20 protein-coding genes and 2 tRNA genes are annotated in these 20,026 nt (G+C 72.4%); 6 read left to right on the top strand and 16 right to left on the bottom strand.

The window, feature by feature from the left end; translation table 11 throughout:
* Positions 1-53: 53 nt before the first annotated feature.
* The 5 genes from ACFU5G_RS12815 to ACFU5G_RS12795 all read right to left on the bottom strand — a co-directional run bounded on the left by ACFU5G_RS12815 (position 54) and on the right by ACFU5G_RS12795 (position 6,084).
* Positions 54-138, bottom strand: a tRNA-Ser gene (locus ACFU5G_RS12815).
* Positions 139-256: 118 nt separating this feature from the next.
* A complete protein-coding gene (locus tag ACFU5G_RS12810; protein WP_377244678.1) occupies positions 257-976 on the bottom strand; it encodes an ATP/GTP-binding protein in 720 nt (239 codons plus the stop codon).
* A 91-nt stretch (positions 977-1,067) separates the two neighbouring features.
* Positions 1,068-1,478 (bottom strand): DUF742 domain-containing protein, encoded by a 411-nt coding sequence (locus tag ACFU5G_RS12805; RefSeq protein ID WP_020017526.1) that lies wholly within the window; start codon positions 1,476-1,478, stop codon positions 1,068-1,070.
* 10 nt (positions 1,479-1,488) lie between these two features.
* Complete coding sequence (locus ACFU5G_RS12800) at positions 1,489-1,938, bottom strand: roadblock/LC7 domain-containing protein (RefSeq protein WP_020017525.1); 450 nt, start codon at positions 1,936-1,938, stop codon at positions 1,489-1,491.
* A gap of 36 nt (positions 1,939-1,974) precedes the next feature.
* Complete coding sequence (locus ACFU5G_RS12795) at positions 1,975-6,084, bottom strand: ATP-binding protein (protein WP_377244675.1); 4,110 nt, start codon at positions 6,082-6,084, stop codon at positions 1,975-1,977.
* A 143-nt stretch (positions 6,085-6,227) separates the two neighbouring features.
* Between ACFU5G_RS12795 and ACFU5G_RS12790 the strand changes: the two genes are divergently transcribed.
* Positions 6,228-7,205 (top strand): NAD(P)H-quinone oxidoreductase, encoded by a 978-nt coding sequence (locus tag ACFU5G_RS12790; protein WP_377244672.1) that lies wholly within the window; start codon positions 6,228-6,230, stop codon positions 7,203-7,205.
* 94 nt (positions 7,206-7,299) lie between these two features.
* A complete protein-coding gene (locus ACFU5G_RS12785; RefSeq protein ID WP_377244669.1) occupies positions 7,300-7,920 on the top strand; it encodes a bacterial proteasome activator family protein in 621 nt (206 codons plus the stop codon).
* 143 nt (positions 7,921-8,063) lie between these two features.
* On the opposite strand, the gene ACFU5G_RS12780 is transcribed toward ACFU5G_RS12785, so the two are convergent.
* The 3 genes from ACFU5G_RS12780 to ACFU5G_RS12770 all read right to left on the bottom strand — a co-directional run bounded on the left by ACFU5G_RS12780 (position 8,064) and on the right by ACFU5G_RS12770 (position 10,394).
* Positions 8,064-9,185, bottom strand: a complete 1,122-nt coding sequence (locus ACFU5G_RS12780; protein ID WP_377244666.1) for a hypothetical protein — start codon at positions 9,183-9,185, stop codon at positions 8,064-8,066.
* Between the two features lie 106 nt (positions 9,186-9,291).
* Positions 9,292-9,867 carry a dCTP deaminase gene (gene dcd, locus ACFU5G_RS12775; RefSeq protein WP_020017521.1) on the bottom strand — a complete coding sequence of 192 codons (576 nt, stop codon included), beginning with the start codon at positions 9,865-9,867 and terminating at the stop codon, positions 9,292-9,294.
* Positions 9,868-9,962: 95 nt separating this feature from the next.
* The gene (locus tag ACFU5G_RS12770; protein WP_377244663.1) at positions 9,963-10,394 is read right to left on the bottom strand and encodes a TM2 domain-containing protein; all 432 of its coding nucleotides are present in this window, start codon (positions 10,392-10,394) and stop codon (positions 9,963-9,965) included.
* A 156-nt stretch (positions 10,395-10,550) separates the two neighbouring features.
* On the opposite strand from ACFU5G_RS12770, the gene ACFU5G_RS12765 reads away from it, so the two are divergent.
* Positions 10,551-10,624, top strand: a tRNA-Gly gene (locus tag ACFU5G_RS12765).
* 113 nt (positions 10,625-10,737) lie between these two features.
* Entirely contained in the window at positions 10,738-11,484 is a 747-nt protein-coding gene (locus ACFU5G_RS12760; protein WP_377244660.1) for a class I SAM-dependent DNA methyltransferase, read from the top strand.
* Positions 11,485-11,515: 31 nt separating this feature from the next.
* Here ACFU5G_RS12760 and ACFU5G_RS12755 read toward each other — a convergent pair whose 3' ends face one another.
* From ACFU5G_RS12755 to ACFU5G_RS12740, 4 genes are all read right to left on the bottom strand, one after another.
* A complete protein-coding gene (locus tag ACFU5G_RS12755; RefSeq protein ID WP_377244657.1) occupies positions 11,516-12,061 on the bottom strand; it encodes a hypothetical protein in 546 nt (181 codons plus the stop codon).
* Positions 12,061-12,876, bottom strand: a complete 816-nt coding sequence (locus ACFU5G_RS12750; protein WP_377244654.1) for a DUF1206 domain-containing protein — start codon at positions 12,874-12,876, stop codon at positions 12,061-12,063. The genes ACFU5G_RS12755 and ACFU5G_RS12750 overlap by 1 nt, the downstream gene beginning before the upstream one ends.
* Before the next feature lie 129 nt (positions 12,877-13,005).
* Positions 13,006-13,380 carry a hypothetical protein gene (locus tag ACFU5G_RS12745; protein ID WP_377244651.1) on the bottom strand — a complete coding sequence of 125 codons (375 nt, stop codon included), beginning with the start codon at positions 13,378-13,380 and terminating at the stop codon, positions 13,006-13,008.
* Positions 13,377-13,676 (bottom strand): hypothetical protein, encoded by a 300-nt coding sequence (locus ACFU5G_RS12740; protein ID WP_377244648.1) that lies wholly within the window; start codon positions 13,674-13,676, stop codon positions 13,377-13,379. Before ACFU5G_RS12740 ends, ACFU5G_RS12745 begins: the two co-directional genes overlap by 4 nt.
* Before the next feature lie 113 nt (positions 13,677-13,789).
* Between ACFU5G_RS12740 and ACFU5G_RS12735 the strand changes: the two genes are divergently transcribed.
* Positions 13,790-14,536 (top strand): GntR family transcriptional regulator, encoded by a 747-nt coding sequence (locus ACFU5G_RS12735; RefSeq protein WP_377244645.1) that lies wholly within the window; start codon positions 13,790-13,792, stop codon positions 14,534-14,536.
* A gap of 36 nt (positions 14,537-14,572) precedes the next feature.
* Here the strand turns inward: ACFU5G_RS12735 and ACFU5G_RS12730 are convergent, their stop codons facing one another.
* Entirely contained in the window at positions 14,573-15,502 is a 930-nt protein-coding gene (locus ACFU5G_RS12730) for a hypothetical protein (RefSeq protein WP_377244642.1), read from the bottom strand.
* 1 nt (position 15,503) lies between these two features.
* Positions 15,504-16,556, bottom strand: coding sequence for an SPFH domain-containing protein (locus ACFU5G_RS12725; RefSeq protein ID WP_377244639.1), 1,053 nt, complete (start codon positions 16,554-16,556; stop codon positions 15,504-15,506).
* A gap of 90 nt (positions 16,557-16,646) precedes the next feature.
* On the opposite strand from ACFU5G_RS12725, the gene ACFU5G_RS12720 reads away from it, so the two are divergent.
* Positions 16,647-17,402: an NUDIX domain-containing protein gene (locus ACFU5G_RS12720; protein WP_377244636.1), complete on the top strand. Its 756-nt coding sequence runs from the start codon at positions 16,647-16,649 to the stop codon at positions 17,400-17,402.
* A gap of 39 nt (positions 17,403-17,441) precedes the next feature.
* On the opposite strand, the gene ACFU5G_RS12715 is transcribed toward ACFU5G_RS12720, so the two are convergent.
* Positions 17,442-18,482, bottom strand: coding sequence for a pirin family protein (locus ACFU5G_RS12715; RefSeq protein WP_377244633.1), 1,041 nt, complete (start codon positions 18,480-18,482; stop codon positions 17,442-17,444).
* A gap of 510 nt (positions 18,483-18,992) precedes the next feature.
* Entirely contained in the window at positions 18,993-20,003 is a 1,011-nt protein-coding gene (locus ACFU5G_RS12710) for a hypothetical protein (protein WP_377244630.1), read from the bottom strand.
* Positions 20,004-20,026 lie beyond the last annotated feature (23 nt).

Below are 20,026 nucleotides of genomic sequence, written 5' to 3'. Positions count from 1 at the left end.
CCCGACGAGTGTCGGGCGGGACCGGACAGGCGCTCCGTCGTGCGGTGAGGAAGCGGAGGGCGAGGGATTCGAACCCCCGGTGGGTTGCCCCACAACGGTTTTCAAGACCGTCACATTAGGCCGCTCTGTCAGCCCTCCTGGTGCCGGGCACCCCTGCGAGCGGGCCGGCTCGGCCACACAGTCTAGCGTCCGGCGGAACAGCGACGGCGGGCCGCCCCCAGGGTGGCCCGCCGTCCGCGAGATGCTGGAGAGCGGCTCAGCCCTGCGCCTGCGCGCCGGAGCGAAGCTGGCGCATCGCAAGCTGGACCAGCGCGATCAGCGTCTGCTTGGTCGCCGCACGCGAGCGGGCGTCCGTGTACAGCATCGGCACGTGCGAGGGGATCTGCAGCGCCTCGCGCACGTCCTCGAGCCGGTGCTTGGCCACGCCGTCGAAGCAGTTGACGCCCACGACGAACGGGATGTTGCGCGACTCGAAGTAGTCGATCGCCGGGAAGCACTGCTCCAGGCGGTCCGTGTCGACGAGCACGACGGCACCGATCGCACCGCGCACCAGGTCGTCCCACATGAAGAGGAAGCGGTCCTGGCCCGGGGTACCGAACAGGTACAGCCACAGGTTGCCCGGCAGCTCAACGCGGCCGAAGTCCATGGCCACCGTCGTGGTGGTCTTGCGGTCGGTGACGCCACCGGCGTCGTCCACGCCGACCGAGTGCTCCGTCATGGCAGCCTCGGTGTTCAGCGGCTCGACGTCGGAGATCGACCCGATGAACGTCGTCTTGCCCACCGCGAAGCCACCGGCCACGACGATCTTGACGACGGTCGGGGCGGTGCGCTCCGGAGCGGGCTGCGCGCCCGGCGCCGACTGCGCCCCGGCGTTGGCCGTCGGCGCCTGCTGCATCACCGGGGGCGCGGGCTGCGCCTGCGCGGGACGTGACGCCTGCGCGGTGGGCGCCGCGGCGCCACCGCCGCCACCCAGCACACTCTGGCGCGCGGGCGCGTTCGAGGAAGCGGTCGCAGTGCCGGCGTTACCCGACACCGGGGCCCAGTTGGGACCGCTACGGGCCCCGCCGTCAGAGGGCGGAAATGCCATTAAGAACACTCTCCAAGACGCTCAGCGACAGGCCCGAGTTCGAGCTGCCGTGGCCTGTGTGGACGTTAACCGGTGTCGAGGTGTGCACGGTGACGTGCCCTTCCTCCTGCATGTCCGCCACAAGGATCCGGACGACACCCAGGGGCAGCCGCAGAAGGGCCGAGAGCTCGGCGATCGACACGTACGTGTGCGCGGCGTGCTGGAGGATCGCGCGCTTCTCAGGAGGCAGCCCGAAACTGCTGACTGCCCCGGGAAGAACCTCCACGAGGGCCTCGAGCGGCAGGTCGGACAACTCCGACCGCACCCGGCCTCCGGTGACCGCGTAGGGGCGCACGGTGGACGTCTCGCGGACGTCCCCCTGCCCCTGGGAACCGAAAGGTGCGTACGTCATGGTCGAGTCCTCATCCCACGCTGGCGGCTCGGGTCTGCCCATCGACCGGGAGGCTGCCACGCATCTCCGAGATCAGCTGCGGCGTGAGCGTGGCCTCGGTGCGGGACACCAGGAGAGCCATCTCGTAGCCGATGAGGCCGATGTCGCACGTGGCCTCCGCGACCACGCCGAGAACGGACCCGTTCGAGACGTTCATCAGGAAGAGGAAGCCGTTGTCCATCTCGATGATCGCCTGACGGACGTTACCGCCGTTGAGCTGCCGAGAAGCTCCACGCGTGAGGCTTGACATACCGGAGACGATCGCCGCCAGCTGGTCGCCGCTGGTGCGGTCGAGCTGGTCGGACATCGCCATGAGCAGGCCGTCTGCCGACACGACGAGCGTGTGCCGACTGCCGGGAACGGTACGCACGAAGTTGTCGAGCAGCCAACCGAAATTGGTTGCTTCGGTGCTGAGGGTCACTCTGTTCCTCCTAGTCAGAATCCACAGACGCGCTTGTCACCGCGACTGCGGCGCTGAGTCAGGGACATGATTCACGGTCGAGGGTGCCCACGTCGAGTCCCCACCGCCGTTCTTGCCGTTCTCGTGCTCCGACTTGCCCTCGTCCACGGACTCCGACCGGCCACGCGCGGTGGCCGACTGGAACGCCGAGAGACGCGAGCGAAGCTGCTCGGGATCACGGTCGATGCGAGCCGAAAGACGCTCGACGGCCGGGTCCGCACCGGTGCCGGAGGCACCACGGGTACGGCGAGTCAGCCCACCGCTGGCAACCTCGGTGCTCACGGCTGCCGGACGGTACGAGTCGTTCTCTTTCACATCATCTTCCTGATAAGCCCCGCGACGGAGAAGGCTCGTCATCTCCTCGTAGAGCACTGCCGAGGCGGTCCATTCCGACCGGGCCTCCACCGAGTCACGCACGTACTCGGGGTCTAGTGGGTCCTTCCCGTCGCCGTCGGTGCCGGCGGCCCGCTTCGCGAGCGGGGCGGACGAACCGTACGACGGGTCGTACACGGCACCCGTCGGGTACGGCTCGCGGAACTCGCGGACGGGCGGCTCGAAGGCCTGCTGCACGTCCGCCACCGGTACGGCCTGGGTGGCCGGGGCCGAGACGAACGCGGCGGGCGCCGGCGCGGGGGCGGGAACCGCCGGGGCCGGAGCTGCCGGGGCGGGTGCCACCGGGGCGGCCGGAGCCGCCGCGCGGGGCGCCGCGTCCACGAACGGGTTGCTGGAAGGGGCGGGAGCCTGCACCTGCGTGGGCACGGGGACCGTGCCGCCCGCGGGGGCGTTCGGGATGGCCGGCAGCGCCGACGTCAGCGACTCCTGGACCGCCTTCTGGTAGCCCTCCTGGTAACCACGCTGGTAGGTCGGGTCCGCGAGCGGAACCTCCTCGACCGGGGCCGGGAAGGCGCCGGTCAGCGGGGCCGGGTTGCCCAGCGGCGGACCGCTCGGCGCCTGGAAGCTCTGCGCCGGGAGGGCCTGCGTGGGGAAGTTCTGCGTCGGGAAGCCCGGCGCCTCGACGTTCGGCGCCGGCACGACCGGTGCGCCGAAGGTGGGCGCCCCCGCCACGGGGCCGGCGACCGTCTGGATCGGACGCGATGCCGGACGCTGCTCCTGCGGCTGGTAGGCACGCAGCTCACCGGTGGCGGGCTGACCCGGACGGCGACCGAACAGGCCACGCTTCTGGGCCGGCTTGGCACCCTGCTGGGCGTTCGCCGCGGTCGAGCGGCGGCTCGGCAGGTCCGCCATGAGCTCCTCGAACGCTGGCAGCGCCTCGAACGACGAGTCGGGACCCTCCGGGGCCTCCGCGCCGAAGGGCTGCGACTGGCCGTCGTCACCCTGGAACGGTCCGGCGCTGCGCTCCGGCAGCGCGCCGAAGCTCTGCGCGGGGGCCGGTACCGGGGCCGCGGGCGGGCGACCGCCACCGGCCGCCGGGAAGCGCATCACGTCGGTGTCGGACATGCCGGGAAGCGCCGCCGGGTCCTGCGTGATCGGGTCGAGCTGCAGCGACTGCGTGCTGCCCTCGACCGGGTCGATCGTGTTCAGGGAGCGGAAGCTCGAGAACAGCGCGCTGCGCTGGTCCACGTCGACGGCGGCCGGGGTCGTGTCCTCGAAGACCGGGGCGACCGGCTCCGGGGGCTGCTGGGCGCGCTGACGGCTCGGGAGCGAGCTGCCCTCGGACACGTTCGACGGCGGGGCCCAGGCGTTGTCGTCGGCCTGGTACTCCTGCGGCAGCGACGGCGTCTGGATCTCCGGCAGCACGATCGAGCCGGTCGGCGTGGTCTCGGCGACGGGCTGCGCCGCCGTCGAGCTGCGGCGCCGGGCCAGGCCGAGCGCCGTCGTGCCGTCCGTCAGGGCGTTGATGTCGACCTGCTGCGCGACCGGGGCCGGCTGAGCCGCGAACGCGGCCGCGGCGATCTGCGACGTGCCCGTCGGGACGGGCAGACCGCCCTGAGCCGGCACGGACGTCGTGGCCGGGGCCGCGGGCGAGCCGAAGCCGTTGGTGTGAGCGCCCGCGCCGCGCATCGCGCCGGTGCCCGGGCCCGTGGCCAGGCCGCCCCTCATCTGCGAGGCGGCCGCCTGCGTGTTGGCCTCCAGCGGATCGGTCGGCATGGGCAGCGGCATCGCGTTGTCCGGCATGAACAGCACCGCCGGGAAGCGGACCGTCACCTCGGTACCCGTGCCACCCTCGCCCGGGCCGAACGCCACCTGGGCGCCGAGGCGGTCCGAGAGGCGGCCGACCACGTAGAGGCCGAGGCGCTGGGCGCCCACGGCGTCCGACGCGGCGTGGCTGAGAACCTTGCGGTTCGCCTCCGCGACCTCCTGGGGGTTCATCCCGAGGCCGTGGTCACGGACCACGACGGTGACGAACTGCTCGTCACGAGCCGTGGTGACCTCGACCGGCGTGTGCGGCTCGGAGAACATCGTCGCGTTCTCCAGGAGCTCGGCCAGCAGGTGCGCCGCGTTCAGCGCGTTGTGGCCCAGCATCATCGGGTCGACGACGAGGTTGAGGCGGACGCGGTCGTACAGCTCGATCTCGGACGACGCGGTACGGATGACGTCGGAGACCGGCATCGGCTGGCGCACGCGACGACCGGAGTCGATGCCCGCGAGGACGAGCAGGGACTCCGCGTTGCGGCGCATCCGGGTCGCGAGGTGGTCGAGGCGGAACAGGTTCGACAGCGTCGACGGGTCCTCCTCGGACCGCTCGAGGTCGTCGAGGAACGCGAGCTGCCGGTTCAGGAGCACCTGGTCGCGGCGAGCCACGTTGACGAACATCTCGGCGATGGAGCCACGGAGGGCCGCCTGCTCGCGGGCGACGTCGATGGTCGTGCGGTTGACGTCGTTGAACGCGGCGGCCAGCTGGCCGATCTCGTCCGAGGACTCGATCGAGATCGGGTCGAGGTCGATGCTCGGTCCCTGACCAGGCACCGACACCTGCTCCACCAGCGTGGGGAGGCGGTCACGGACGACGCCGGCGGCCTGGGTGAGGCGGCGCAGCGGGGAGACCAGGCGGCGAGCGATGACGAGCGCCATGATGACCGAGAAGCCGAGGGCCGCGATCGCGACGCCACCGGTGAGGTAGGCGCGGTTCGCGGCGACGTCGGCGCGCTCCTGGGCGAATCCGGCGGTGTCCTCGCGGACGGCGTCGCGGACGATGCGGCCCTCGTCGACCCACTTCGCGGACTCGGTGGAGAAGAGCCCGATCTGCCCGTCCTGGATGGACCCGAGGTCACCACGTGCGACGTAGCCGCGGACCGTGCCGTAGACGCCGTCCATGCCGGGCACCTGGTACTCGCCCGGGATGCGGTCGAACAGGTCCTGTGTGGTGTCCCACTCGCGGTTGCCGAGGTTGACCAGATCGGCGCCGCGGAGCGCCAGGGACCGCGAGGCGGCCTCCGCCTGGTCCTCCGGGTACGCGTTGAAGATCCCGAGTGCCAGGCTCACGATCGGCCGCTCGTAGGTGTTCGTCAGCATGAGCTGGTCGATCGAGTAGTACGCCTCGAGGCGGGTACCCAGGTCGCGGTCCTCGGACGTGTCCGCGATCGCGTCCATCACCTCGAGGGCGCCGTCGATGTAGGTGCCGTAGGCGTCGGTCGCGGTCTGCTCGGTGAGGCGCCCGTCGGCGACCTTCTTCTGCACCTCGGTGATGGCCGCGCGGTCCTGGATGGTCTGCGTCACGGCGTCCTTGACGCGCTGGTCCAGCATCGAGATGTCGATGTCCAGCAGCTCGTCGTCGCGCTTGTCGAGCGCGCTGATCGTCTGCGCCTGGGCCGCCGGGGCCGCCCAGACCTGCTCGCCGTCCTCGTCGACGACCGGCTTGCCGTCCTCGTCCACCTCAGGGGTCCCCTGGAGCAGTGCGCGGCGGGCCGCGTTACCGGCGTCGCCGTCGTCGATCATGGCGACGATGTTGAGGTAGCGCTCCTGCGCGAACGTGGTGCCTGCCTGGTCCTGGTACTCGAGCGCAGCGACAAGATCAGCCGTCTGCTGGGCGCGCATCGCGTCGGCCACAGAAAGGCCGATGATGTACGCCGCTGCGATGACCAGGACGACGGCAGGCGTGACCAGTGTCGCAAGAACTTTCCCGCGCACTCCCAACCTGCGGAACATGCGTACCTCTCTCCATCACTGATCCGGAAGGGGGTTGGCGTGCTTGGTGCCCGCCGAACACCCTCGGTGCTGCGTACAAGTTACCGGCACCCGGTTTCCGCTGGCGACCCTCGTGAGGCCACACGGAAGTAGGCTTCATCGATGTGCGAGCCGTCACGATATCCGGAGCGGGGCCATCAGGGAAACTCTCCATTTCATCCCTGAATCACCCGAATGCTGGCCAAAGCGACGTGGTGATCACCGTCGCAGCCGCCGGAGTGAACCGTGCTGACCTGCTACAACGGGCCGGATACTACCCCCCTCCCGCGAATGCCCCGGACTGGCCAGGTCTTGAGATATCAGGAACTGTGAAGCGTGTCGGACTCGGCGTGTCGCGCTGGCGCGTCGGGGACCGGGTCGTCGCACTGCTCGAGGGCGGCGGCTACGCGGAGGAGGTCGTGGTCCGCGAGACGCAGGTGCTCCCCGTGCCCGAGGGTATCGGCCTGGTCGACGCGGCCGCACTGCCCGAGGCGGCGTGCACGGTCTGGAGCAACCTGGTCGGCGTCGGCGGGCTGCGCGCCGGCGAGTGGGTGCTGGTCCACGGCGGCTCCGGCGGGATCGGCACCACCGCGATCCAGGTCGCCAAGGCGCTCGGCGCCCACGTCGTCACCACGGCGGGCGGCCCGGAGCGGGCAGCGCGGTGCGCGGAGCTCGGCGCGGACGTCGTCGTCGACCACCGGCGGCAGGACTTCGTCGAGGAGGTCCTCGCGGCCACCGACGGCCGCGGGGCGGACGTCGTGCTCGACCTGCTCGGCGGCGGCGCCCTGGGCGACAACGTGCGCGCGCTGGCGCGTGGCGGCCGCCTGGTCGTCATCGGGATGCAGCAGGGGCGGCGCGGCGAGCTCGACCTCAGCGCGCTGCTCGCCCGGCGCGGGACGGTGACCGGGACGCTGCTGCGGTCCCGGCCGCCGGAGGAGAAAGCGCGGATCGTCGCCGATACCGAACAAAACCTGTGGCCACTGTTCACATCTGGCCAGGTCCGGCCGGTGATCCACGCCCGAATCCCGTTCTCGGAAGCACAGTCCGCACACGACCTGCTCGAGTCGGGCGAGGCCTTCGGCAAAGTGCTCCTGGTCCCCTGATCAACGCGTGCCTATATATAGGCATGGTCGACAATTTCGTTCTCGGTCCAAGAATGCAATGCAGCCGACAGTCGATTCGGGCAAGACTGGACCCATGAACGACGAGCGAGCCACCCCCCAGTCCGACGACCGCCGCGACCAGTCGCCCACCGCGCACCCACAGGTCGTCACACCCGACGGCGCCGCCGTGCCTCCGGAGGGCGAGCCCGAGCGCGCCGGCGACGAGCGCCAGCCGGACGAGGCCGAGTCCGTGGTGGGCCAGGTCGAGGAGCCGGCCAAGGTCATGCGCATCGGCGGAATGATCAAGCGGCTGCTCGACGAGGTGCGCGACGCCCCGCTGGACGAGGCCGCTCGCTCCCGCCTCGCCGAGATCCACGAGCGGTCGATCCACGAGCTCGAGGACGGCCTCTCCCCCGACCTCGTGGACGAGCTGCACCGCATCACGCTGCCGTTCACGGACGACTCCGCGCCGTCCGACGCCGAGCTCCGCGTGGCGCAGGCGCAGCTCGTGGGCTGGCTCGAGGGCCTGTTCCACGGCATCCAGACGGCGCTGGTCGCGCAGCAGATGGCGGCCCAGGCGCAGCTCTCCCAGATGCGGCGCGCCCTGCCGCCCGGCACCGCTGCGTTCGGCCCGGCCGGCCCCGGCGGCCCGACCCTGCCCGGCGGCTCGGAGGAGGAGTCCGGCGAGCGCCGGACCCCCGGCCAGTACCTCTGACTCGCGGCCGCCCCCGGCTCCGGGGGCGGCGGGCCGGGCCCCGCTCGGGGGGCGGCGGGCCGGGCCCGCGGGGCCGCGGGGCGGACCCGGTAGCCGGCCAGCCGCGGCGATAGGGCGGACAAACCGGGTAAAGCGCCGGGCGCCTACAGGTCGACGGGGTCTACCAGAAAGCCGTCCTCGTCGGCGATCTCGCCTCCGGCGGCGTCGTGGATCGCGCTCGCGAGCCTCGCCACCAGCTCGGCGGCGCGCTTGCGCGCGATCCGCAGCTCCATGTTGGGGAACTCGCGCTGCGACTCGACAAGATCCTGCGGCTCCCAGTGCACCCAGTAGCAGACCGCGCCCTGCTCGGCCCACGGCAGGCCGCGCAGCAGCCGCGGCAGCTTCTCCTCGCCGCTGATCTCGACCGAGACGATGCCGTCGACGCCGAGCTCCACGACCAGGCCGTACCCGTCCAGCACGCGCGGGCCGGTGAGCGCCTTGATGTCGTACTCGTCCGCGGCGGCGTGCAGCTTCTTGCGCAGCTCGGGGTCCATCTCCTCGCCGCGGTAGAGCGGCTTGTCCGCGATGCCGTCGGGCGGACCGCCCCACTCCTTGCCGTCCATGTGCAGCCGGGCCCGCGGGTGCACCCGCTGCAGGATGCTGTGCGCGGCCTGCGGGTCGAGCCAGACGTCGGAGTAGACGGTCATGTCGATCGCGGCCCCGGCGTCGGGGGTGAGCACGACGCCGGCGCCCTTCCGCGCGGGCGGGCCGTCCGTGGCGGCGTCCCAGAGGCCGCCGACGTCAAGGCGCAGCGAGCCGCCGAGGCGCCGGGCGACGGCGACGAGCCACTCGATCAGGCGGCGCTCCTCGCGCTCCGGCATGCCAGCGGCGAACGCCCGACCGATGCCGTCGCGGTCCCCCGCGGGGAACGGGGCCTCGCCGCGCTCCCGGTGACAGACGATGTCGAAGGCCATCTCCGCACCCGGCGGCACGCCGACGTCGAAGCCGTCGCCCGCAGGCTGGTACGGCCCGTTCATCACCGCGTGTCGCGAGACCCGCAGCACGCCGGGCTCCCGACCCTGCGCCCGGCGGCCCTGCGGCGCACCGGCCACGTTGCCCGGGAGGATCCCGGCGGGAACGACGTCCCAGCGGGTCGCGGAGAACCGCGAGAGGGCGAGCACCTCGATCTCGTCCAGCTCCACGTCACCGGGCACGGTCAGCACGTGCCTGGCCTGGTGTGCCTGCGCAACCGTGCGCGGCAGGAGCGGAAGCTGGGGAGCGGCCATCGGGGTCCCTTCGAGGTCCGGGTGCCCGGCCGGCGCCGGGCACCCGGAGCCTACCTTCCGGCGACCGCCCGACGGCGCGCCCGGACGGCCCGTGGGCCGGCCCCACTCACACCGTGGTGCGGTGGAAGTTCTGCGAGGAGCGGGACGCCGTCGGGCCGCGCTGACCCTGGTAGCGGGAGCCGTACAGGTCCGACCCGTACGGGTGCTCGGACGCCGACGAGAGCCGGAAGAAGCAGAGCTGGCCGATCTTCATGCCGGGCCACAGCTTGATGGGCAGCGTGGCGACGTTGCTCAGCTCCAGCGTCACGTGGCCGCTGAACCCAGGGTCGATGAAGCCGGCGGTCGAGTGCGTCAGCAGGCCCAGCCGGCCGAGGGAGGACTTGCCCTCGAGACGGGCCGCGACGTCGTCGGGCAGCGTGACCGCCTCGAAGGTGCTGCCCAGCACGAACTCGCCCGGGTGCAGGACGAACGCCTCGCCGTTCTCCGCCTCGACGAGGCGGGTCAGCTCGGGCTGGTCCGTCGCGGGGTCGATGAAGGGGTACTTGTGGTTGTCGAACAGCCGGAAGAACTTGTCGAGGCGCACGTCGATGCTCGACGGCTGCAGCATCGACGCGTCGTACGGGTCGAGCACCACGCGGTCGGCGTCGAGCTCGGCACGGATATCGCGGTCGGAGAGGAGCACCCGGATACGGTACTGGCCGCCGGGGGCCGACGCCGCCCCGTATCGGGGCGGGCGCCGGCCTCGCCGGGGAGTGCGCGGCGGTCAGCGAGCGGTGGTCACCACTGCAGCGGACGGTGCTTCGAGTCCACCGACCAGTAGCCCTTGCGCATGACGAGGTACAGGATGCCCTCGATGGCGCCCCAGATCGCCGGGACGAACCAGGCCTGGCCGAGCGACACCGCTGTGATGAGGAGCATGATCCAGCCCAGGCCCTTGTAGCCCAGGTAGAACCGGTGCGCGCCCACCACGCCCAGCAGGATGCCGAGCAGGCCCGCGGTGATCCGGGACTTGCGGCCCGGGACGTGCTCCGTCGGCGGGGTCGGGCGGTCGTAGTCGTACTGCTGCTGGTAGTTCGCCGGGGCGGCCTTGGGGGTCTGCATGGCGCGGGTCTCGCGCGCGGCCTTCGGGGGCTGCGGCGGCCGCGGCGGCAGGGGTTTGGTCTCCTGGTAGATCGGCTCGGTCGGCTTCTCGCTGGGATGCTCGCTCACTGCTGCTCCGGCTGCTCGGCGACACTCGCACGGAAACCGGTTCGGGCATCCGGGCGAGTTTGGGTATGATCGGGTCGCGCGCCAGGTTCAGGGGGCGCTGTTGCGGAACCCTAGCGGGATTCCGGAACGGCAGAAACCCGGTCAGAACCGGACGTTGCGGGTGTAGTTCAATGGTAGAACTTCAGCTTCCCAAGCTGATAGCGCGGGTTCGATTCCCGTCACCCGCTCCAGCACGAAGGCCCCAGATCAGGACACAGATCCTGACCTGGGGCCTTCGTCGTTCCCGGCGCGGTGGGTAATTTCTGTTGGACACACCCGCCGCCCGACGTCGAGCGTGGCCCGCATGAGCCAGGAAGACGTCTGGGACGCCGATGTCGCCCAGCACTACGACACACCCGGGACCGACATGTTCGCCCCGGAGGTGCTGGACCCTGTCGTGGACCGCCTGGCGCAGCTGGCCGGGGACGGACCCGCCCTCGAGCTCGCCATCGGGACCGGCCGGGTCGCCGTGCCGCTCGCCGAGCGCGGGGTACCGGTCGTCGGCATCGAGCTGTCCCCGCACATGGTGGAGCAGCTGCGCACCAAGGTCGACGAGGACATGGTCCCCGTGGTCCTGGGTGACATGACCACGACCAGGGCCCCGGGCGAGTACACCCTCGTGTACATCGTCTACAACGCGATCTCCCTGCCGCTCACGCAGGCCGAGCAGGTCGAGTGCTTCCGCAACGCGGCACGACACCTGGGCCCCGGCGGCCGGTTCGTGGTCGAGCTCTGGGTGCCTGACCTGCGCAGGCTGCCGCCGGACCGGTCAGCGACCGTCGAACGGTCCGAGCCCGGCTACATCCTGCTGGACACCTTCGACGTACTGCGCCAGCACGTCGTGTCACACCATTTCCGGTTCGACGACGGCGCCAGGCAGGCCGAGCTGTTCCGGAGCCACCATCGCTACGTCTGGCCTGCGGAGCTCGACCTCATGGCCCAGCTGGCCGGGTTCGAGCTGGAGAGCAGGCACGCGGACTGGACCGGCGCGGAGTTCACCGCCGAGTCCGCTTCGCACGTCTCCGTCTACCGGATCCCGACGTCGCAGTAGCCACGCGCCCGGGACCAGGAGCTGAACCGCGTCAGCCGCAGTCGATCGGGTGGGTGCCCGGCATGACCGGGTCGCTCGCCGTGCCACGCACGGTCAGCGTCCCGCCGTCCGGACCCAGAGCGAGGTCGTAGGTGCCGGCGCGCACCGGGCGGTAGCCGTCGTCGGCGACCCACGTCGCGGTCCGCTGCCCGAGACCAAGACCCCGCACCACGTAGGCGTCTCCAGTCCCGAGCTTGAGCGCGGAGGTCTCCCGTACCACGACCCGGCAGCCGTCGGATGCCCCGGGCGAGAGCACCTGGTACTTGGCCTCGTAGAGCGCGTCAGCACCAGCGGCGAGCCCGACGCTGATCACGGCCAGTGCCGTTCCGACGGCGCGGACCCGGCGTCGGACCGCCAGTCGCGCTCCCGGCGTCTTGTCAACGGCGGGACGCGGGATCCAGAGGAGCACCAGCGCGACGACGAGCAGCCCGACGCCGAGGCCCCAGCCGGGAACCACGTGCCCGTCAACGACGAGCAGCCACCCGAGCCAGGGCGCCACCACGGCGAGCGCCGCACCGACGAGTCCGACGAGCCGCATCAGAGCCGCGCGAAGCGGGCGCGGGCGAAGGAGTAGCCGCCGTATGCGGCGATGCCCAACCCGACGACGATGAGCAGCACCGTGCCGTACGGCTGGTCGCGCACGGTGTGCAACGCCTCGTCGAGGCCGCCGGCCTGCTCGGGGTCGGCAGTGACCGCGGCTGCCACCACCAGACCGCCGACGACGCCGAGCGCGACGCCCTTGGCGATGTAGCCCGCCTGGCCCAGCCGCACCACGACGGGCCCGACCGCGCCGCCGCCGGTTCCCGTCAGGTCGTCCAGGAACTTCTTCCGCACGCCCTTGACCACGTGGTAGACGCCGACGCCGACGATCACCAGGCCGGCCGCGCCAACGAGCCAGGCGCCCCCGGGCACGGCCAGGACCTTGGCGGTGAGGCTCTCCTCGCTGCCGCCGCTACCCCCGCCGGCCCCCGTCGCGTAGCGGACGCCAGTGACCGCGAGCGCCCCGTACAGGACAGCCTTGGCCACGCTCTTGCCCCGCGCGGCCAGCTGGTTCTCCGCGTTCGGCACACCGACCACAGCGGTGGCGAGCTGCCAGACGGCGAGGGCGCCGAAGCCCACGGCGACCAGCCACAGCACCACATCCCCGCCAGGCATCTGGGCGACCGCACGGAAGGCCCCGGACTGGTCCGCCTGACCCTCGGACTCGCCCAGCGCGAGCTGGACGGCGAGCCAGCCGATCAGCAGGTGGAGCACACCCGACGCGGCATAACCGCACCGGGCCAGGCCGCGGACGGCGCGGCTGTTCTTCGCTCGGCGTACGGCGCCGCCGGCAGTGGTGGAGTTCTTGGGCACGGGTACACCTCCATCGGGTCGCGGGGTCGCGACGCCCCCACATTCCCGCATTTCACCGCAATTCGCATACCTGCTGGTCCGCCGTGCCGCGAACCGGGGCTCAGGGAGCCCCCGGCTGCCTCGCTCCACTCATCCCCGGATCGGTGCCGTCAGGTGCAGCGACACCGGAAGGCCGTCCCCGGCGGCGGGCACCCAGCCGCTCCAGCACCGCCAGACCGCGCGGCCGGACACCCCGTCGTCGTGGTGCCCGCGCCGTTCCGCGAGGTGCAGCATCCGGGCCAGCCGGACGGCGTCCGGCAGCCGCGCCGCGACGACGTCGACCGTCAGCATGCCCACGACGTCGTCCTCGAGGTCGAGGTGGTCGACACCCGCCCGCACGTCCAGCGTGGGGATGTCGAAGACGTGCGCGATCAGCGCGGTGACCTGCACGAGCTCGGCGAGGTGCGCCGCCGGCGCCGGGCAGCCGTCCGGGCCCGGGCCGCCGGCGCAGGACCCCGCTGTCATGTGGGCCACGACCGGACCGCGCGGGTGGTGCCGCGCAGGTCGCCGTAGACATACATGTCCATGCCGTTCCAGCACCCGGTCCACATCGTGAAGCCGGGCCGCGTGGCCGGATAGTCGGTCGCCACGGTGATCCCCAGCTGCTCGGCGATGGCCGCGCCCTCCGACCTCCGCTCCGGATGCACGACCAGATGATCGCGGAACACCTCGACCCACTTGATCCGCGCATCCCCTACTTCAGCCAGCAGATCCGACACGCCCGCAGCGGAATCCGCCAGAGTGCCCGCAATCATTCCCATTTCTCCCACCTCTCTGCACCTACCTCTAGGCGCATAGACAGCCTGTTGCGGGTTAACTGGGGGTTGCAACCGCTACGCGGAAAAGTTGCGTATACGCACTGGCTGCGGGTTAGGTGGGTTCCGTGTCTAGAGAGGGACGTGTGACTGCCGCAAGCATCGCCAAGGATCTTCGTGCCGCGATCCGCTCCGGGACCTACAAACCGGGCGACCGCCTTCCGAGCGAAGCTGCGCTCATGTCGAACTACGGTGTGGCCCGCATGACCGCGCGCCACGGCCTGTCGATGCTCAAGGACGAGGGGCTGACCGTGACCCGGCACGGCTCCGGCGTGTTCGTGCGCGCCTTCGAGCCGATCGTCCGCACCGGCACGACCGGGCGGGCCGACGAGGGCACGGTGACCGCGGAGATCGACGAGACGGGTGCCGGCCTCGTGGTCCGCACGCTCGCGGTCACGGCGGAGGCGGAGCCGTCCGAGAAGATCCGCACGGCGCTCGGCCTCGCCGAGGGCGACAAGGTGACCGTGCGCGAGCGCCTGCACCTGCGGGAGCGCAAACCCGTCCTGTTCGCGACGTCGTACCTGCCCGCGTCCATCGCGGCGGGCACCCCGATCGCGGACCAGGAGGTCGGTACCGGCGGCACGCACGCCCGCCTGGCCGAGGCCGGGCACGCCCCGGTGCGGTTCCGCGAGGACGTCGTGGGTCGCATGCCGACGATCGAGGAGATCGAGGAGCTGCGCATCGAGCCCGGCACGCCGGTGCTCGCGGTCACCCGTACGGCGTTCACCAAGGACGGCTCGGCCGTCGAGGTGAGCCACGTGGTGCTGGACGCGGGCGAGTTCATGCTCCGCTACGACATCTCCTGAAGCGGTAGCACCACGCGCGGCCGGGCGGCCCCGGGCTCACAGGAGCCGGAGCCGCCGTTCGGCCACGCCGATCCGGACCTCCTGCCCCCAGGAGACCTCGAGCCGGTCCGCCTCCATGCCGTCCCCGAACACGACGAGGCGGTCGGACTGCACCGCCACCACGAGCTCGCCGCCGTCCCCGAGCACGCCCTCCGTCATGGTGACGCCGGTGACGGGCGACGGCCAGGCCTCCCGCACGAACCAGGCCAGCGCCGGGTCCGTGGGCCCGGGCAGCCGGCGGCCGCCCCGGTCGTGCGCGATCGAGGCGCACCAGCCGGTGGCGCCCGTCCCGGTGCTGACGATGAGGCCCGACGACGACTGCCGCTCCGACCCCCGGTCGACCCGCAGGGTGTAGCGCGCCGACTGGTGGCTCGGGTGCCCCAGGAACAGCTCGTTGACGGCGTGCAGCTCCTGGCCGTCGTCGAGCCGCGCGTGGACCATCGTCAGCTCGTCGGAGTGCGGCGCCGCGGCCGGCGCCCGGTCGCCCTGCCGGGCGGCCGGGTCACCCTGCCGGTTGGCCAGGTCGCCGATGATCTCCGCGACGTCCTCGGCGCCGTGCCGCACGAGCACGCCCAGGTTGGTGCCCGGTTCGGGGTCGACACCGACGACGAGCTGCCGGTCCAGGTACTTGGCGACGTTCGCGACGAGCCCGTCCTGCCCCACCACGAGCACGACGTCCTCGGGCGCGAAGAGGAACCGGTCGAGGTCCGCACGCTCGACCTCCGCCAGCGCCCAGTCGGACGGCACGCTCGCCGCGACCGCCCGGCGGGCCGACGCCGCGGCCTCGTGCCGGGCCTCGACGTCGGCCAGCGTGCGGCCGCGGGTACGGAGGAAGAACTCCGCCTGGCCGCGCGTGGCGTGCCGGTCGAGCAGCTCGTCGAGCTCGGTGCGGCGGTGCACGAGCACCGCACGCGTCCGGAGCGCCACGTCAGCGCTCCACGGCCGGCGCGCCGTTCGAGGACGGCGCGTCCGCAGCCGGCTCGGCCGCCCGGCTGGTCAGCGCGCTCAGCAGCCCGCTGACCAGGTCGGGCGTGACCGTCAGCGAGCCCACGTTCGGCAGGTGCGGTGCGGCGTCGCGCAGGGCGAGGGCCGTGAGCACGTCGCGGCCGACGTTCGCGTAGACGGCCATGAGCGCCGCCTCCTTGGCGGCCTCGGCCTCGCCGAGCTGCCGCAGCGAGGCAGCCTGGGCGGTCGCGGCGATCTCGCGCCGCTCGGCGTCGGACTTCGCGGAGACGAGCGCGGCGGCCGCGGCCTCCTCCGCCTCGCGCCGCTTGTTCGCGCCCTCCTGGGCCACGAGCTGCTCGCGGCGTGCGGCGAGCTCGATCTGGCTCGCGAGCTCGTTCTCCGCGATCTTGCGCTCCCGCTCGACGGCGACGGCGCGACGCTCGTAGGTCGCGCGGTCGGCCTCGGCCTGGAGCCGCTCGCGGACCGGCGTGCGCAGGGCCTTCTCGACGTCGCCCTCGGGCCGGACGGCGAGCACCCGGACGCCGAGGATCTCGATGCCGGTCGCGACCAGCCGCGCGTCCTCGCCGAGCGCGCCGAGCGCCGTCCGCACGCTCCCGACGCCGGACTCGAGCGCCTCGGCCAGGTCGACCGTCGCGATCAGGTCGACCGTGAGGCTCTGCGCGAGCTGGCCCACGATCGCCCCGACCTGCTGCCGGCCGCTCGCTTCCTGCCCCTTGCCCGTGACGGGGAAGATGCCGAAGTCGAGGCGCTGGGACGCGAGGACCGGGTCACCGAACCGGTAGGTCACGTTCGCCTGCACGGTGACGTCCTGCTGGTCACGCGTGACGGCGTGGAACAGGACGGGCAGTTCCTGGTCGGTGGCGGGCACCTCGCTGAGCACCGAGGAGTCGGGGCGGAACCAGAAGGCCTGGCCCACCCCCTGGTGCCGCACGCCGCCCTTGCTGAGGTGCACCACGTAGTCGCTCGCGGAGCCCAGGAACTGCCGGAATCCGGGGTAGCGCTTGATCGTCGCCATCGTCGGCCTCTCGTTCGTTGTTGTCGTCAGTTTGACGATATATACCGACCCGGCTTTTCGTCAAGGTGACGAGAATGTACGGTCGATGCCATGCCCCGCACCACACCCGCCTCGTCCGCCGTACCCGAGACGGCGGGCGCGTTCCCCGTCACGGTCGACGTCGTCGCCCTGACCGTGCGCGACGCCGCGCTGCACGCGCTCGTCGTCGACCGCCTGCTGGAGCCGTACCGCGGGCAGGCGGCGCTGCCCGGCGGGTTCGTGCTCCCCGGGGAGACCCTGGAGCAGGCCGCGGCCCGGGAGCTCGAGGAGGAGACCCGGCTCACCGTGCCTGCGGGCGCGACCGACACCGGGCCGTGGCACCTGGAGCAGCTCCGCACCTACGGACCGCTCGGGCGCGACCCGCGCGGGCCCGTGCTCTCGGTCGCCTACCTGCTGCTCGCGCCGGCGTTCGGGCTGCCGGCGGCGGGCGGCGACGCGGCCGAGGCGCGCTGGGTACCGGTGGGCGACACGCGGGCGGGCCTCGCGTTCGACCACGACCACATCCTGGCCGACGGCGTGGAGCGCGCCCGCGCCAAGATCGAGTACTCGCCCCTGGCGGCCGCGTTCTGCCCGCCGGAGTTCACGGTCGCCGAGCTGCGCGGCGTCTACGAGGCGGTCTGGGGCACGCGGCTGGACGCGCGCAACTTCCACCGCAAGGCCACGGGCACCCCGGGGTTCCTGGAGCCGACCGGCCGCCTGGGCGGCGGTGGCCCCGGCCGGCCCGCCGAGCTGTTCCGGCTGGCGCCCGGCGTGGACCCGAGCGCGACCGTGCTGCACCCGCCGTTGCTGCGGTCGGGCACGAGCTGACGGGGCGGGGCGGGCCCGGGGCGGCCCGGCCCGACCGGGTCAGCCCTGGCCCGGGCGCGTCCTGGGCTTGAGGCGCAGGTCCGGCAGGGCGGGCGCGCGCAGCGGCCCGCTCGGGTAGCCGTGCACCCGGCCGAACAGCCGTTCCTCGGCGCCGGCCGCGTACCCTGTCGCACCACCGTCGAGCTCGGCGATCTGGGCCGTCCAGGCGTCACGGGCCCGGACGATGTCCTCGTGCGTGCGGCCCATGAAGTTCCACCACATGACGACGTCCTCGTCGAACGGCAGGCCGCCGATCAGGACCGCCCGGACGGGCGCCCCGGACCCGGCGCGCACCACGAGACCGGAACGGCCCGGCGCCACGTACCCGAGGTTCGACGGCGGCACGGCGCTCCCCTCGAACGTCACGTCGCCGGAGTCGACGAGCAGGGCGTGCTCGTGCTCCGGGTCGACGGCGAGCCGCACCTCGGCCCCCGGCTCGAGGTCGATCTGCGCCCCCACGAGCGGCGTGTACGCGGTCGCGGGCGAGGCCGGCTCCTGGCCCGCCACCCCGAGCCGCCCCATGAAGACCTGCACGACGGCGCCGTCGTGCCGCACCACGGGCAGGTCTCCGTGGTGCTCGAAGTGCGGGTCGACGCCGAGGGCCGAGCCCGGCAGCGCCGTCCACAGCTGGACGCCGTGCAGGCGGGGCGGGCGGTTCTGCGCCGGCGACTCCTCCGAGTGGGAGATGCCCCGGCCCGAGGTCATCAGGTTGAGCTCGCCCGGCCGGACCGTCTGGAGCGAGCCCACGGAGTCGCGGTGCAGGATCTCGCCCTCGAAGAGCCAGCTCACGGTCTGCAGCCCGGTGTGCGGGTGGGGCGGCACCTGCATGCCCTCGCTGCCCGAGACGTCGTCCGGCCCGTAGTGGTCGCTGAAGCACCACGCCCCCACGAGCGACCGGGCACGCTGCGGGATGGTGCGCCGCACGTTCATCGCCCGCGGCCCGCCGAGCGGCACGTCGCGCGGGGTGAGGAGCTCGATGCCGTCGCCTTGCTCGCCCGCGACACAGACCTGCTCGGTCGGCCGGGTCTCCAGGTTGCTCATGCGCCGAGCCTAGATCGCGCGGCGGACGGCCGGGGAGGGGCCAGGGCCCCCGGGGCAGGCCGGGGGCCCTGGCGAAACCGCATACCCGTGGCCCGCGCTCGGCGAGGACCAGGGGCGCCGTGTCGACGTCACGACTCCGATGTGCCCGTCAGACCCGGAACGCCAGGCCTGTTCTGCACGAACACCTCGAACGCGGGCGGTCTTCCGGCCCCGTACAGGCACCTGTGGCGTCATCCACAGCCCGCACCGCGGTACGGGACGTCCTGTCGTTCTCCGGTCGACCATGTGTCCGATGCCCGGGCCGGTCGGTACTGCTGCAGCGCACCGCATCTGCACCCGGATCGTCGAACCACTGCCAACGTTTCTATCCGCGTGTCGCACCAGCGGCAACCGCTCCACGGCTGTAATTTTCACCCTGCGGTTCTCAACAGTTCTATCCACAGGTAATTCCCTGGATTTCCCACACAACACACAGGGCTGTGGACCAAATCTGTGGATAACTAAACGGGCTCAGACCCAGGCGCGGGATCCCGGGGTGCCGCCGGTGGCCGAGTCGCTGCGCGCCTCCAGCTCGTCCGGCGTCGCGATGAAGCCGCCGTCGTCCACGAGGATGCCCGCGATGCGGCTCTGCAGGGACACCGCGAGACGCGCGAGCGAGGCGCGCATGCGCGCGCGGGCGATGACGTGCAGCCCGGACCCGTGCTCGAGCTCCAGCTCGTAGGGGTCGGCCGGCACCCAGGTCATGCGGTAGGCGTACGGCCCGTAGCTGCGCCAGTCCAGCGCCCCGAGCGCACGGGGCACCCGGTCGACGCGCTCGACGTCGATCACGATCGAGCCGTCGTAGGGAGTGCTGCCCGCGAGCGTGTAGCGCGGCGTCCCGTCGGGGGTGACCTGTTCGGCGGACACGTCGGCGGTCGCGATGAGCGACCGCAGCATGGGCAGCACGTCCCCCGGCAGCAGGGGGTGCGCGGAGTAGAGCTGCAGGTTGACGGACGCCGCCGGGTCCGGGACCAGCAGCTGCCGGCCGTCGGCGAGCACCCCGCCGCCGGTCTTGCGCGCGGAGGCGACCGTCCACTGCACGATGCGCAGCTCCTCGGCCTGCGGGAGCGCGTGCGGGAAGGTCCGGGCGATGCCGTCTCGGTCGTCGTACGACGTCGGGGCGGCGCCCCGCACGTCCCGGAGGCCGTCGCTGCGCGCGATCGAATACGCCTCCGCCGTGGTTGCCTGGATCTGCAGCTCGGCGAGGTGCGCCTCCGCGACCTCGAACGGGCCGGTCGCGACATGCTCGTCCCCCAGGCGCATGACTCCGGGCACGAGCGAGTCGGCCTGCGCCATGCCCCGGAACCGGGACCCGGCCATCCGTCGGGACGCCGCGGCGCGGGTCGGTTCTCGGAGCCACGCCACGTCCGAGAACCAGGCGGCGGCGAGCTCGCTGACCGCGACGGGACCATTTGTACTGGGCAGGACCAGAAGGTGACCCGAGGCGTGTTCCGCAGGAATCACGCCCGCCAGAAAAGTCATGCGGGAACCCTACTGCCGCGCAC

The sequence above is a fragment of the Promicromonospora sp. NPDC057488 genome (assembly GCF_042802395.1).
Classification (GTDB): domain Bacteria; phylum Actinomycetota; class Actinomycetes; order Actinomycetales; family Cellulomonadaceae; genus Promicromonospora.
The sequence above is the reverse complement of the archived record's forward strand: the minus strand, read 5'-3'. Positions and strand labels throughout refer to the sequence as shown.

Excerpts from the sequence above, each read along its gene's own strand:
- ACFU5G_RS12805 (WP_020017526.1), bottom strand. The coding sequence starts at position 1,478 with ATGACGTACGCACCTTTCGGTTCCCAGGGGCAGGGGGACGTCCGCGAG.
- ACFU5G_RS12795 (WP_377244675.1), bottom strand. The coding sequence starts at position 6,084 with ATGTTCCGCAGGTTGGGAGTGCGCGGGAAAGTTCTTGCGACACTGGTC.
- ACFU5G_RS12785 (WP_377244669.1), top strand. The coding sequence starts at position 7,300 with ATGAACGACGAGCGAGCCACCCCCCAGTCCGACGACCGCCGCGACCAG.
- ACFU5G_RS12780 (WP_377244666.1), bottom strand. The coding sequence starts at position 9,185 with ATGGCCGCTCCCCAGCTTCCGCTCCTGCCGCGCACGGTTGCGCAGGCA.
- ACFU5G_RS12760 (WP_377244660.1), top strand. The coding sequence starts at position 10,738 with ATGAGCCAGGAAGACGTCTGGGACGCCGATGTCGCCCAGCACTACGAC.
- ACFU5G_RS12755 (WP_377244657.1), bottom strand. The coding sequence starts at position 12,061 with ATGCGGCTCGTCGGACTCGTCGGTGCGGCGCTCGCCGTGGTGGCGCCC.
- ACFU5G_RS12745 (WP_377244651.1), bottom strand. The coding sequence starts at position 13,380 with ATGACAGCGGGGTCCTGCGCCGGCGGCCCGGGCCCGGACGGCTGCCCG.
- ACFU5G_RS12740 (WP_377244648.1), bottom strand. The coding sequence starts at position 13,676 with ATGGGAATGATTGCGGGCACTCTGGCGGATTCCGCTGCGGGCGTGTCG.
- ACFU5G_RS12725 (WP_377244639.1), bottom strand. The coding sequence starts at position 16,556 with ATGGCGACGATCAAGCGCTACCCCGGATTCCGGCAGTTCCTGGGCTCC.
- ACFU5G_RS12720 (WP_377244636.1), top strand. The coding sequence starts at position 16,647 with ATGCCCCGCACCACACCCGCCTCGTCCGCCGTACCCGAGACGGCGGGC.
- ACFU5G_RS12715 (WP_377244633.1), bottom strand. The coding sequence starts at position 18,482 with ATGAGCAACCTGGAGACCCGGCCGACCGAGCAGGTCTGTGTCGCGGGC.
- ACFU5G_RS12710 (WP_377244630.1), bottom strand. The coding sequence starts at position 20,003 with ATGACTTTTCTGGCGGGCGTGATTCCTGCGGAACACGCCTCGGGTCAC.